Source organism: Microbacterium telephonicum, assembly GCF_003651225.1.
GTDB lineage: Bacteria > Actinomycetota > Actinomycetes > Actinomycetales > Microbacteriaceae > Microbacterium > Microbacterium telephonicum.
In genome coordinates, this window is record NZ_RCDB01000003.1 from 551899 (window position 1) to 564455 (window position 12557).

Consider the following 12557-nt stretch of genomic DNA (forward strand, 5'->3'; position numbering starts at 1 on the left):
CTCCGACCGTCCGATCCTCAGTCCGGGGTGCGCGGCAGCGTCTCCAGATCGTGCACTGCCGGCCCCTCGATGCGCGTGCCGTCGGCGCGGAACCGCGAGGCGTGCAGTGGGCAATCCCACGTGCATTCGGCGTCGTTCCACCGCAGCACACCGCCCAGGTGCGGGCAGACCGCCCGCACGCCGCGAGTGATCCCGTCGACCGTCGAGACGCCCACCGGCGTGAGGCCCCGATGGGCGATGACCCCCTCCCCCTCGGCAGGCCGCGGGACGGGCACGGGTCGTCGTTGCGCGTCGACCCATCCGGATGCCGCCTCCCACCCGACCGCGACGTTCTCCACCCCGCCGCGGCCGAGATCGGCCGGCACCGTCATCCGGCGCGCGATCGTCCGCATCCAGTCCGGACGCTCGGCCCACGGCACACCCGTGATCTCGGCGGTGATGCGCGCGGCGGCGGCCGGCGCGAGCGTGAGGCCCCATTTGCCGTACCCGGTGGCGAAACGCACCGCGCCGCCGGTGCGGGGCATGACACCGATGAAGGGGATCAGATCGTGGGATTCGTAGTCCTGCGCCGACCACGCGGTGACGGGACGCGCCGACGGGAAGTGCGTGCGGGTCCACGCCACGAGGTCGTCGACGGCCGCCCGCTCCGAGTACGCGCGCCCGACGGGGCTTCCGTTTCCGCCGACGATGAGCCGCGCGACGTCGCCGGGGCCGTCATCCGGCGTGACCGCACGCAGCGACCGGGTCGCGCCGTCGACCGAAAGGTACATCCCCTCGGGCGCCGGCTCGTCGAGCTCGAACGCGACGGCGTGACTGCGCAGGCCGCGGGTCTTGGCGAAGTACAGGCCGCGGTCCAGCAGCGGTGTCGCCGTCGCCAGCACGATGCTGTCCGCCTCGATCGGACCGGCATCCGTCGTCAGCCGCGGATGCGGGAGCGTGCGCACGCCGGTCACGCGGATGCCGGCGTGGACCGTGCCGCCCTCGGCGCGCAGCCGGCGGGCGAGCGCGCGCAGCACCGCCATCGGGTCGAGCGCGGACTGCCCCGCGAGCGCGACGCCGCCCACGAGGGGGAACGGGAGGGAGCCGTCGGGCACGAGCCGGTGCACCGGGAGGCCCGCCTCGGCGGCGGCGCGCTCCTCGGCCTCGACGTGCCGCATCCCCGCCTCGGTCTGCGCGTACGACACGGCGGTGCGCGTCGTGATGGGCACGCCCTCGGCCTCCGCGAACGCGCGCAGCCACGCGGCGCCCTCAGCGTTCGCCTCGACGTAGGCGCGCACGAGCGAGGCCGGATGGTGGCGCCGCAGCGTGCCGAGCACCTTCCCCTGCAGCAGCGACACCTTGCCCGTGTTGCCGCCGCTGGCGAGCTCCCCCACGGTGCCCGCTTCGACGACGGCCACGCGGCGTCCGGCCCGGGTGAGCCGGAGTGCGGTGACGAGACCGGTCAGTCCCGCCCCGACCACGACGACGTCGGGCGTGCCCGCCGGCAGTCCGGGATCGGTCTCGACGGGAGGGGCGGAGAGCTTCCAGAGCGGCGGGCGCGAGGCGGGCATGCGGCCAGCCAACGCGGCGACAGCGGCCCGGACAACCCGCTTGACACGCGCCGTCCACCGGCGCCGGGCTACGGCGCCGGTGCGGGGATCCTCAGATCCAGCCGCGCTCGCGGGCGACGATCGCAGCCTGCTGCCGCGTGGGCACGTGCAGCTTTCCGAGGATCGACGAGACGTGGTTGCGCACCGTGCCGCCCGACAGGTGCAGGGTCGCCGCGATCTGCGCGATCGTCTCGCCGCGCTGCCCGACGCGCAGCACGTCGAGCTCGCGGTCGGTGAGCGGACTGCGCTCGTCGCGCAGGGCGTCGGCGGCGATCTCGGGGTCGACGTAGCGGCGCCCCGCGGCGACGTCGCGGATGACGGCGGCGACGTCCTCGGCGCGGCGCGACTTCGGCACGAACCCGTCGACGCCCTCGCTCAGCGCCCGCCGCAGCACGCCGGGACGGGCGTGGCGGGTCACGACGATGCAGCGCGCGGGCACGTGACGGCGGATGCGGGCGGCCGCCTCGACCCCGTCGATGCCGGGCATCTCGAGGTCGAGCAGGCACACGTCGGGGCGGAGGGCCAGCGCCTGGTCGACCGCGCTCTCGCCGTCGGCGCATTCGGCGACGATCTCGAGGTCGTCCTCCAGGCGCAGCAGCGACGCGAGCGCGGAGCGGATCATGTCCTCGTCGTCGGCGATCAGCACGCGGATCATCGGGTCTCCTCCCCCGGGACGGACGAGCGTGCGTTCTCGGACGGCCCGGCGGGGACCGCCCCCGGCACGGTGACCGTCACCTCGAACCGGCCTCCGGCGCGGTCGGCGCGCACCGACCCGCCGACGGCTCCCACCCGATGGGTGATGCCCGCGAGCCCCGCGCTGCCGCTCTCGGCGCCGAGGTCCCGGAGCCCGTCGTCGCCCGCGGCCGTGTCGTTGGCCGCGGACAGGCGCCAGGCGGCGCCGATCCACTCCAGGCGCAACTGCGCCCACGCCCCGCCGCCGTGCTTGAGGATGTTCGTCGTCACCTCGCGCACGACGGGGCCGAGCAGGTCGGCCGGGGCGTAGCCGGCTTCGCGCGCGACGTCCAGGCGTACGTCGACGCCCGCGGCGCGCAGCAGGTCGGCGGCATTGGCGAGCTCGTCGGGCAGCGGCACCCCGCGGAACCGGCCGGCGAGCGCGCGGGTGCCCGAACGCGCCTCGTCGACGGAGGCCTGCGCGAGCCGGATCTGCTCGCCGGCGGCGGCGGGGTCGCGCGCCAGCATCCGCTCGGCCAGCTCCAGCTGCAGGGCGATCACCTGCAGGTGGTGCCCCTGCAGGTCGTGCAGCTCCGCCGCGAGGCGCAGCCGCTCCTGCGTGGCGGCCAGACGCGCCTCGGTCGTGCGGGCGCGGTCGAGTTCGGCGACGACGTCCCACGACCACAACGACAGCGCCGTCATGCTCGGCAATCCCACCGCGAACAGCAGCCCGGCGAACTCGAGCTGGGCGGTGTCGACGTCGATCGGGATCCGCATCGGCATCGCGAACGCACCGAAGACGAGCGCGACCGTCGCCAGCACGACGCCCCACAGCCGCACACCCCGCGGCCAGCGGATGACGCACAGCGCCGTCACGACCACCGACAGGCCGAGCAGGATGCTGCCCGTCGCGACACCGATGAGCACCGCGCCGAGGGCGGTCAGCCCGGGCTGCCACGCGAACACGCGGCGCTGCAACGGCGCCCGCTCGGCTTCGCCGAGCCGCCCGTCGCGGTGATACGCCACCAGCTGCACCGTCAGTCCGGAGAGCACCGCGAGGCTTCCGATCACGTAGCCGACCGCGCGCGGGGCGGCGGCATCCGACGACGAGAACACCACCACGAGCGACCAGAACAGCAGCGCGCCGGCCACGAGGAACACGACGGAGACGCCGATGTACCAGGCCGTCGCGGTGACACGGCGCGCGAGCGAGGTGGGCGGTGCGGTGGTCACACCCGCCACAGTACGGCCATGACATCCGTCATGCCCCGCGGCGCCGGACGTCACGGCAGCAGGTGACAGGGCGGCACTGCCGCCGCCGCCCTCCTCCGGATGGGATGGATACCGCACCCCGCACCATCGATCAGAGGAGCACCCCATGAGCACGACCGAGCCCGGCCTCATCTCCGGCTTCCAGGACCTCGTCGCGCAGGTCCCCGACCTGCTGCAGCCCGTCATCGTCGCCCTCGCCGGCGCCGTGCCCTTCGTCGAGGGCGAGGGAGGCGCCGCGATCGGCATCATCGGCGGCCTGCCGCCCGTGGTCGCCGCGGTCTCGGCCGCGATCGGCAACTTTCTGTGCGTGCTCGTCGTCGTGCTCGTCAGTTCCCGCGTGCGCACGGCGGTGACGAGCCGCGTCGGCCGTCGCGGCGACGCCGACGCCCCCTCCGACGCGCCGTCGCCTCGGCGCGAGAAGTTCCAGCGCGCGTACCACCGCTATGGCACGCCCGGCGTGAGCCTGCTCGGCCCCCTGCTGCTGCCGACCCAGTTCACCGCCGCCGCCCTCGTCGGCACCGGCGTGCCGGCCCGGCGCGTGCTGCAGTGGCAGGGCCTCGCGATCGTGCTGTGGACGACCGCGGTGACCCTCATCATCACGGGCGTCATCCGCTTCGTCGCCTGAGGGTCGGTAGGCTCAGCGTCATGAGTGACGCCGCTCCCCCTCCCACCCGAGGCGCCGTCGTGGCCGCAGCGCTCGAGCTGTTCGCGACACAAGGCTTCGAGGCGACGTCGGTCGAGCAGATCGCGCAGGCCGCCGGCGTCTCCCGGTCCACGTTCTTCCGCCAGTTCGGAGGCAAGGACGACGTCGTCTTCACCGACCACGACGAACTGCTCGCCGAACTGCGGGCGAGCCTGGCCGAGCCGAACGACAATCCGTGGGCTGCCGTGTGCGCGGCCTCGGTCGATGTGTTCCGCCACTTCGCCGCCGATCCCGAGATGGCCCGCCGCCGCTACGGCGTGGTGCGTCAGGTCCCTGCGCTGCGCGAGCGCGAGATCGTCACGGTCTTCCAGTACGAGCGACTGTTCGACGACTACCTGCGCGGCGCGCTGCCGGGACTCGACCCCGTCGACGCCGTCGCCTACGCCGCGGCCGTCACCGCGGTGCACAACCACGTGCTGCGCCGGCTGCTGCGCGGCACGGCCGACGTGCCGGCATCCGTCCTGTCGGAGGCCTACGACCGACTCATGCACCGCTTCGGCGTGCACCCCGACGGCGAGGACCCGGCGGCCGACGACCTCATCATCGCGGCTTTCCCCCGCCGCATGCCGACGGCCGAGATCGCCCGGCGCCTGCGCTCCGACCTGGCCTGACCCACCTGGTCGCGGCGCCGCCCTCAGTGCACCGGCCCACGCGTCCGTCCGCCCGACGCCCGAGGCCGCGCACTTCTCAGGACGGATCGGCGCCCCACGGCCCCGTCCGCCACGGGATCCCCGGGATCACGCGGCCCTCCTTCGGCCTCCGGCTCACCCGTCCTGAGAACTGCACACATGGCGGCGTCGCGCGACGCGTCACCCCGCCGCCACCACGAGCGATACGCAGTTTCACGGGACATGGCATCGAGTATCATCGGGGACATGACAGAGCTGTTCCCCGGCGAGCGCACGACCGGCTACGACGTCACCGGTCGGCTCGGCACCGACTACTACGCCGTGTTCGCCGACCTGGACGACGCCGACCGCGAGGTGTGGGAGCGGGCGCAGCGCTTCGTCGACGAGGTCGCCGACCGGATGCGGGAGGCCTGGGACACGGCGCAGTACCCGCTCGAGGTCGCGCGGCGTTTCGGCGAGCTCGATCTGCTGACCGACGGCATCGACCACCCCGCCCTCACGCGGATGAGCCCGCTCGCGGCGGGCCTGGTCAACATGGAGGTGTCGCGCGGCGACGGGTCGCTGGGCACCGTGCTGGCCGTGCAGGGCGGTCTGGCCCTGCGCACCCTCGCCCTCTTCGGCAGCCCCGCGCAGCAGGACGACTACCTCGTGCCCGTCGCGCGCGGCGAGGTGCTGGCCTCCTTCGCCCTCACCGAGCCCGACCACGGTTCCGACTCGGTGTCGCTGGAGACCGTCGCCCGCCGCACCGAAACGGGGTGGATGCTGCGCGGCGCGAAGAAGTGGATCGGCAACGGCGCCTCGGGCGGCATCACCTTCGTCTGGGCGCGCGTCGACGACGAGGGCGCCGACCACCACGGCGCGGTGCAGTGCTTCCTCGTGCCGCAGGACACCCCCGGCTACACCGGCACGGTGATCACCGGCAAGGCGTCGCTGCGCGGCATCCATCAGGCCCACATCACGCTCGACGACGTGCAGCTCGACGCCGACGCGCTCCTTCCCGGGGCGCACACGTTCAAGGACGCGTCGACCGTGCTGTACTCGACGCGGTCGGGTGTCGCGTGGTCCGCGCTCGGACACGCGACCGCCTGCTACGAGGCCGCCCTGCAGTACGCGCAGCAGCGCGTGCAGTTCGGCAAGCCGCTCGCGAAGTTCCAGATGGTGCAGGAGCGCTTGACCGGCATGCTCGAAGACCTCACCGCGATGCAGCTGTACTGCCGGTGGATGGCCGACCTCGAGACCCGCGGGCAGCTGCGTCCGGTGCAGGCCTCGCTCGCGAAGTACCACAACACCCGGGCCGCGCGGCGGATCGCCCAGGTCGCGCGCGACCTGCTCGGCGGCAACGGCATCCTGCTCGAGTACGGCGTCATGCAGCACATGTCCGACATCGAGGCGATCCACACCTACGAGGGCACCGAGAGCGTGCAGGCGCTGCTGATCGGCCGCGACATCACCGGGATGAGCGCCTTCGCCTGAGGCGACCGCCCCCCGACGCGGCTCCGCACGCGCCCGGCGGCCGTGTCAAGGCCCGGCGGGCGATCGCGGCCGGCGGATAGCCTGAGGCGATGGGACTGTTCCGACGCCAGCCGACCACCGTCCGCCTGGAGCCGGGTGCGTCCGTGCCGGTCGCCATCGGCACGCGCCGCGCACCGTGGAGCCTGTGGGCCGACGGCCTGGGCCGCGCCGCGACTCGCTCGCTGCAGGTGCTGCTCGTCGTCGCGGTCACCGCGGCGGCGATCTGGGGCATCCAGCAGCTGACCCTGGTCACGATCCCCCTCGTCCTGGCCCTCATCTTCGCGGCCGCGTTCGCCCCCGCGATGACGTGGATGCGGGCGCGCGGCGTGCCGTCGCTGCTCGCGACCCTGCTGACCCTGCTGGTGATCGCGGTGCTGCTGACCGGCGTCGGCTGGCTCATCGTCTGGGCGGTGCGCAACCAGTGGCCGGAGCTGTCGGAGCAGGCCGTCGACGGCTTCACCGAACTGATGGCGTGGGTGCAGACGCTCCCGTTCGCCCCCACGTCGGATCAGATCGAGGAGTGGACGGATGCGGCCCTCGACTTCGTGACGAGCGCGCAGTTCGGGTCGGGCGCGGTGGCCGGTGTCGGCGCCGTCGCGAACTTCGTCACGGGGCTCGTGCTCATGGTGACGATCCTGTTCTTCTTCCTCAAGGACGGTCCGCAGATGTGGTCGTTCGTGCTGCGTCCGTTCGAGGGCGAGCAGTACGCGCGGGGCCGCCGCATCGGCGACAAGACGATCTCGGTGCTCGGCTCGTATGTGCGCGGCACCGCGACGGTGGCCCTCGTCGACGCGCTCGGCATCCTGATCGGGTTGATCATCCTGCAGGTGCCGCTGTACATCCCGCTCGCGGTGCTCGTGTTCCTGCTGGCGTTCATCCCGATCGTCGGCGCGACGCTCGCCGGCATCCTCGCCGCCCTCGTCGCCCTCGTCGCCAACGGCTGGGTCAACGCGCTGTTCGTCGTCGGCGTCGTCGTGCTGGTCAACCAGCTCGAGGGCAACTTCCTGCAGCCCTTCCTCATGGGCCGGTCGATGAAGCTGCACGCGTTCGTCATCCTCATCGCCCTGACGGTCGGCACCGTGCTGGGCGGCATCGTCGGCGCCGTGCTCGCCGTGCCGATCGCCGCCGTCGCGTGGGGCATCGTGCAAGTGTGGGACGGCGAGGCGACCCCCGCCCGCTGGGCGCGCCCGAAGCATCGCACCACCTGACCCCGGCGGTCCGCGTCCGCCGCGCCCGGCAGCCCGCATCCCGCATCCCGCCTCCGCTGAGAGAACAGCGCGCCGCCGAGAGCGCGGGTGGCAGCCGTCGCCTCGGCGCCCAGGTGTTCCCTCGCGGACCGGAGCACGGCGCGGCAGGATGGGCGCATGCCGTATGACATCCCCGCGCCGATGCTCACCAAGGCCGTCGCCGCCGTGCCCGACCCGGCCAAGACCCCCGGCGGCCTGCTGTACGAGCCGAAGTGGGACGGCTTCCGCGCCCTCGTGTCGTGGGACGGCGCCGACGTCGAGATCGGCTCGCGCGGCGCGAAGCCGCTGACCCGCTACTTCCCCGAGCTCGTCGACGCGTTCGCCCGGTTGCTGCCGGAGCCCTGCCTGCTCGACGGCGAGATCGTCGTCGCCGTCGACGGACGGCTGCAGTGGGAGGTGCTGTCGCAGCGCATCCACCCCGCCGCGTCGCGCGTGAGCCTGCTGAGCGGCCAGTTTCCGGCGATGTTCATCGCGTTCGACCTGCTCGCCCGCGGCGACCGCGACCTGCAGGGCGAGCCGTTCGCGAGCCGCCGCGCCGCGCTCGAGCACCTGCTCGCGGCCGTGCCCGATCCGATCCACCTCACCCGCACGACGACGGATGCGGGCACCGCACGCCGCTGGCTCGCCGAGTTCGAGGGCGCCGGGCTCGACGGCGTCGTCGCCAAGCCGCTCGCCGCCCCCTACGCCCCGGGCAAGCGCACGCTGTTCAAGATCAAGCACGCCCGCACCGCCGACGTCGTCGCGATCGGCTACCGCGTGCACAAGAGCGGACAGGGCGTCGGCTCGCTGCTCGTCGGGCTGTACGACGACACCGGCGAGTTGCGCAACGTCGGCGGCGTCGCCGCCTGGTCCGACAAGAAGCGTCTCGAGCTCGTCGACGAGCTCGCCCCGCTCGTCGTGACGGATGCGGAGGGGCACGCGGTCACGGGCGAGACGGAGCGCTCCCGCTTCACCGCGTCGAAGGACGTCTCGTTCGTCAAGCTGCGCCCGGAGCGCGTGCTCGAAGTGCGCTACGACCAGCTGGAGGGCCACCGGTTTCGCCACACCGTGCAGTTCGAGCGGTGGCGTCCCGACCGCGATCCCGCGTCGTGCACGTATGCGCAGCTCGAGACCGTCGCCGCCTACGACCTGGGCGACGTGCTGCAGTAGCGGCGGTCGCGGCATCCGCAAAACGGGATCGGCCCGGGGGAACACAGTCCGGGCCCGCATCGGCGCCGGATGCCGGCGGCTCGGACATGCGGGCCCGAGATCTGTGGAGCCGCCTTGGGGGGCGCGGCTCTTGAGTACGACTCTAGGGACCGTCGTGCCCGCGCCGAGGGTCGTGGGCCGTGAAAAACGCCGATGGGCGAAACCCGTCCCAGGGTGCCAGGATCGAGGCATGTCGCAGCCTCCCGACGACCCCCGCGCTCAGGACGATTCCTGGCTGTCGCACACCCAGGAGCTGCGGTTGGAGCCCGTGCAGTTCATCGCGCGCACGGATGCCGTCATGCGCCTGGGCGCGCTCATGCTCGGCGCCGGCGCCTCTTCGGCGCGGGTGCGCGACAGCATGGAACGCGCCGCGCACGCCCTCGGCATCGAACAGCTGCACTGCCGCGTGGGGATGAAGGACATCGTCGCCACGGCCAGTCGCGGTCAGATGTTCCGCACGCGGGTCGCCGAGATCGCCCGTCCCGCGATCGACGCCGACCGACTCACCGAACTCAAGCGTCTGACCGAACAGCTGCGTCCCGGAACGACCGCACCTGAGCTGCAGCAGCGACTGGACGACGTGGAGGCGCGGCCGCGCCGGTACCCGACCGTCGTGCGCGTGGTCGGTGCCGGCCTCGCCTGCGCCGCGTTCGCCCTGCTCAACAACGGAGGGTGGCAGGAGTTCGTCGCGGTCGGGCTCGCCGCCGCCGCCGGGCAGTTCGTGCGGATGCGGCTCGCGCGACTGCGCACCAACGAGTATCTCGTCGTGTTCACCGCGGCGATCGCGGCCCTTCTGGGATATCTGCTCGTGGCCGCACTGTTCACTCTCGCGGGCGTCCCCGGCGGACAGCACGACGCGGCGCTCACGAGCGCCGTGCTGTTCCTCGTCCCCGGGTTCCCCCTCGTGACCGGCGCGCTCGACCTCGCGCGCCTCGACCTGAACTCCGGGATCGCGCGGGTGGTCTATGCGACGCTCATCCTCCTGGCGACGGGGACAGCGGTATGGGGCATCGCCGCCGTCTTCCAGGCCACGGTCACCCAGACGGCGGGGCCGCTGTTCGACGAGCCGGTGCTCACGATCGTGCGACTTCTCGCAGGGTTCGTGGGCGTGCTGGGGTTCGCGGTGCTCTTCGACACCCCGCCGGCGATCGCGCTGACGGCGGCGACCTTGGGAACCGTCGCGAACGCGGGCCGTCTCGCGATGGTGGACGCCGGGATCACCCCGCCGGTCGGCGCCGCCGCGGCGGCCCTGGCGGTGGGCCTCGGCGCCGCACTGGTGGGTGGGCGCCTGCGGGCGGCGCGGGTGACGATCACGGTGCCTGCGGTGCTGATCATGGTGCCCGGCGCGGCGGCATACCGCGCCATCACCGGTGTCATCGGAGGCGACACGCTCACGGCGATCCAGAACGGGTTCACCGCCGTGTTCGTCGTGGTCGCCCTCGCGATCGGGCTGACGGTCGCCCGCGTGGTCACCGAACGGGAGTGGTCGCCCCCGCCGCGCGCGTGATCACTCGGTCTTCTTCGCGCGGCTGGGCTGGACGCGCGGGGGCTCCCCCGGCATCTTGGGGAACTCGGGCGGGAACGGGAGCTCGCCCAGGCCCGCGTCGAGGTCGCGCTGCCACCACTCCAGCAGTGTGTCGATGCGCCCGGGGTCGGCCTGCAGCTGCGCCCACGGGTCGCCGATGTCGGCGAGACGCTCCGGCACCGTGCGCACGGTGAACGCGGTCGGATCCACGCCGGCGGCCAGCTCGTCCCAGGTGATCGGCGTCGCCACGGTGGCCCCGGGCAGGGAGCGCGGACTGTATGCGCCGGCCATCGTCCGGTCGCGGTTGGCCTGGTTGAAGTCGACGAAGATCCGCTCGCCGCGCTCCTCCTTCCACCAGGCCGTGGTCACCTTGTCCGGCATCCGCCGTTCGAGTTCGCGTCCCGCCGCGATCACGGCGTGCCGGACGTCGAGGAACTCGTGCGTCGGCTCGATGGGGCAGAACACGTGGATGCCGCGGTTGCCGCTCGTCTTCAGCCACGCCTCGAGTCCTGCCTCGCGCAGCACGTCCCGCAGCGCCGGGGCGACGGCGGCGGCGTCGGCGAAGTCGGTGCCCGGCTGCGGGTCGAGGTCGATGCGCAGTTCGACGGGATTGTCGGTGTCGGCGGCGAGGGAAGCCCACGGATGGAACACGACCGTGTTCATCTGGATCGCCCACACGATCGCGGCGACCTCGTCGAGCACGACCTGCGGATGCCGGCGGCCGCTGTTGTAGGTGCACATGACCTCGTGCACGTAGTCGGGCGCGCCGCGGGGCGGGTTCTTCGAGAAGAACTTCTCGCCGTCGACGGTGTCGGGGAAGCGTTCGAGCGAAACGGGCCGGTGCCCGTTCGCGGCGAGGAACGGCGCGGCGACGGCGATCGCGTACTCGGCGAGCTCGCGCTTGGTGATCCCGAGGTCCGGCCAGATCACGCGGTTCGGGCTCGACAGCGACACCTCACGGTCGCCGGCGGTCAGGGTGATGCGCTCGGAGGCCATGCGCTCACCCTAGGTGCTGGCGGCCGCGCGCGTCAGGGCCTGGTGCGCATCCCGCGAGCTCGCCGGTCCCGCGCCGAGTTCGCCGGTCGCGCGCCGAGATCGCCGGCGAGCTCGCGGCAGGACCGGCGAACTCGCGGCCGGACTGGCGAACTCGCGGCTCAGACGCGTCAGGCCGGACCGGGTCAGGCCAGGGCGAGCAGCGGGGCGAGGTCGGCGCGGCTGAGCTCGATCCACGGACCGGCGGGGTCGATCACGATGCCGGTGAGCCCGGGCTCGGCGGTGACCGCCTTCGCGAGCTGCTCGGGGGTCAGCGGCAGCGGGCGGTCGCCGCGGCCGAGGGCCAGCACCTCGAGCGGGTGCGAGAAGACCTCGAGATGACGGGACCCGCTCTCGCGTCGCGCTTCGGCGAGTCCCATCTGCCCCTCGGGGCCGCTGTTGCCCGCGACCCAGAGCTTGGCGGTCGGAAGCGCGGCGACGACCTCGCCCGCCGTCGCGTCGGTGCGCGCACCCGAGAGCAGACGCTTGAGCGTGAAGGCCGGGTCGCCCTCCTCGACCGCCTTCTGCACGAGGGCCTTCGGCAGCACGAGCCGTGCGCCCGAGGTCGCGTGATCGAGCCACAGCCCGTCGTATGGCCCCGCGAGCAGGTTCTGCAGCACCGCGAGGAACGGCTGCGCGATCGTCGACGTGCCGGCGTCGCCGTCGGCGCGCACGCTGTCCTGCAGCGCCGCGCCGCCCGAGAAGGCGAGCAGGAACCGGCGTCCGTCGTGCTCGGCGACGCCGAGGTTGAGCGGCTTGCCCTCGGCCATGAGCGCCCGGGCGTCGCCCTGCACGCGCAGGTAGAGCGGTCCCTGCAGGGTCTGCCGCATGACGTTGAGGATGTGCAGGTTCTCGATGTCGGTCGGCAGCGCCTGCAGCGCGGCCCGCAGGTACACGTTGTCGGGAAGCCCGGGCACGGTCGTCGTCGGCTCGGCGGATGCGGCGGGGCGCGTCTCGGGACCGGCCGCGCGTGCGGCGGGCGCCGCCGCGGCCGAGGTCGCGGTCACCGGCGGGGCGCCGTACGTCGAGACCGAGATGTTCACCGTCGGGACCTGTTCGGCGGGGGCCTGCGTCGCGTCGGCCTCGGCGTCGGCGGTGGCGGCATCCGCCGCGTTCGACTCGGGCTCCTCCGGAGTGGACGCGGACGATCGACGGGAGAACAGGGCCATGCTCCGAGCCTAAGCGCTC

Annotated in this window: 11 protein-coding genes; 6 read left to right on the plus strand and 5 right to left on the minus strand. The window is 73.3% G+C overall.

The genetic code is table 11. The annotated features are described in order from the left end of the window. Positions 1-17 precede the first annotated feature (17 nt). From C7474_RS12160 to C7474_RS12170, 3 genes are all read right to left on the minus strand, one after another. Positions 18-1550, minus strand: a complete 1533-nt coding sequence (locus tag C7474_RS12160) for an FAD-dependent oxidoreductase (protein WP_121060315.1) — start codon at positions 1548-1550, stop codon at positions 18-20. 91 nt (positions 1551-1641) lie between these two features. Beyond that, the gene (locus C7474_RS12165) at positions 1642-2244 is read right to left on the minus strand and encodes a response regulator transcription factor (protein ID WP_121060316.1); all 603 of its coding nucleotides are present in this window, start codon (positions 2242-2244) and stop codon (positions 1642-1644) included. Then, the gene (locus C7474_RS12170; protein ID WP_241965230.1) at positions 2241-3494 is read right to left on the minus strand and encodes a sensor histidine kinase; all 1254 of its coding nucleotides are present in this window, start codon (positions 3492-3494) and stop codon (positions 2241-2243) included. Before C7474_RS12170 ends, C7474_RS12165 begins: the two co-directional genes overlap by 4 nt. Positions 3495-3639: 145 nt before the next feature. On the opposite strand from C7474_RS12170, the gene C7474_RS12175 reads away from it, so the two are divergent. The 6 genes from C7474_RS12175 to C7474_RS12200 all read left to right on the plus strand — a co-directional run bounded on the left by C7474_RS12175 (position 3640) and on the right by C7474_RS12200 (position 10319). Continuing rightward, entirely contained in the window at positions 3640-4158 is a 519-nt protein-coding gene (locus C7474_RS12175) for a small multidrug efflux protein (protein WP_121060317.1), read from the plus strand. A gap of 20 nt (positions 4159-4178) precedes the next feature. Continuing rightward, entirely contained in the window at positions 4179-4847 is a 669-nt protein-coding gene (locus C7474_RS12180; protein ID WP_121060318.1) for a TetR/AcrR family transcriptional regulator, read from the plus strand. A gap of 264 nt (positions 4848-5111) precedes the next feature. Further along, positions 5112-6338 carry an acyl-CoA dehydrogenase family protein gene (locus tag C7474_RS12185; protein WP_121060319.1) on the plus strand — a complete coding sequence of 409 codons (1227 nt, stop codon included), beginning with the start codon at positions 5112-5114 and terminating at the stop codon, positions 6336-6338. Between the two features lie 89 nt (positions 6339-6427). Further along, positions 6428-7585, plus strand: a complete 1158-nt coding sequence (locus C7474_RS12190) for an AI-2E family transporter (RefSeq protein ID WP_121060320.1) — start codon at positions 6428-6430, stop codon at positions 7583-7585. Positions 7586-7741: 156 nt separating this feature from the next. After that, entirely contained in the window at positions 7742-8773 is a 1032-nt protein-coding gene (locus C7474_RS12195; RefSeq protein WP_121060321.1) for an ATP-dependent DNA ligase, read from the plus strand. A gap of 229 nt (positions 8774-9002) precedes the next feature. Beyond that, the gene (locus C7474_RS12200) at positions 9003-10319 is read left to right on the plus strand and encodes a threonine/serine exporter family protein (protein WP_121060322.1); all 1317 of its coding nucleotides are present in this window, start codon (positions 9003-9005) and stop codon (positions 10317-10319) included. Here the strand turns inward: C7474_RS12200 and ligD are convergent, their stop codons facing one another. Further along, positions 10320-11333 (minus strand): non-homologous end-joining DNA ligase, encoded by a 1014-nt coding sequence (gene ligD / locus C7474_RS12205; protein ID WP_121060323.1) that lies wholly within the window; start codon positions 11331-11333, stop codon positions 10320-10322. Positions 11334-11515: 182 nt separating this feature from the next. Next, a complete protein-coding gene (locus C7474_RS12210) occupies positions 11516-12538 on the minus strand; it encodes an SseB family protein (RefSeq protein ID WP_121060324.1) in 1023 nt (340 codons plus the stop codon). Between the last annotated feature and the right edge of the window lie 19 nt (positions 12539-12557).